This is a genomic window from Bartonella acomydis, assembly GCF_039543025.1.
Classification (GTDB): Bacteria; Pseudomonadota; Alphaproteobacteria; order Rhizobiales; family Rhizobiaceae; genus Bartonella; species Bartonella acomydis.
The window spans coordinates 1-870 of sequence record NZ_BAABIY010000060.1; the positions used below are offsets into that span (position 1 = coordinate 1).

An 870-nucleotide genomic window follows, 5' to 3' on the forward strand; every position below is an offset into this window, starting at 1 on the left:
TTTATGCTGATAAACAAGATCTCCATGAAGAGAAAACTGTGGAGACAATTTAGCATTAAAACCTAATCCACCTTCTAAAGAAGAGCCAAAAGCACCTAACTGGAAAGTATCTTTAAAACGCACAGATTGTTTTTCTCCAAAACCATGGGCAAGGTAAAGTTTACCGTAGAAAGCAACAGCTCTCACTTCTTCAGATCCCATAGAAATTTTGGCCAAACGTCCACCAACACGTGCAACCCACTGATCAAGCTTACCCATCTCAATATCAAAATTATCAATATCACGGGCCTTATTAAACTGGAGATGCTGATAAACAACCTGAACCTGCGGATCAAATACAAAACCTTTGTATCCTGTTGCAATTGTCTGACCACCAATTAAAGAAACACTTAAAGGGTTGCCCTTTAATGTAGCTGTTTTACCCCGTGCAAGGGTGAGAACATCACCTTTAAACAAACCATAGGATAAAAGACCATCTACATAGAAGCCCGCATCATGCTGCATGCTACCATATGCTGTAGCTGTCCATTTATCAAATGCGTTTTCTTGACTTTGTCCAACATCCATAGGTTGCAGGGAAAGTTTTCCATAAGTTCCAATAACTCCAAGGGATATGGCACTATCAGCACGTTCAATAGTTTGCAACAGAACGCCTGCCTCTACACCATTATAGCTAACATCGCCTTTGTAGCCATATTCAAGTGCAGACAAATTTGAAGTGTAACGGTAACTTCCACCATAGCCACGCAAAAATGAAGCAGAATTTGTACCAATGTCTAACATTCCACCGGATATACTCCGTTGTATCTCCAACTGCTTGTTTTGATTGCTGATATCCATCAAACCGGCATGGAATATGCTATTTGGCAA

At 40.3% G+C, this 870-nt stretch carries 1 protein-coding gene; it reads right to left on the reverse strand.

Features of this window, described 5'->3' with window-relative positions; translation table 11 throughout:
• Nucleotides 1–870 (reverse strand): autotransporter outer membrane beta-barrel domain-containing protein (locus ABD909_RS07005; RefSeq protein WP_345097243.1); only part of this gene is annotated, 870 nt, incomplete at both ends.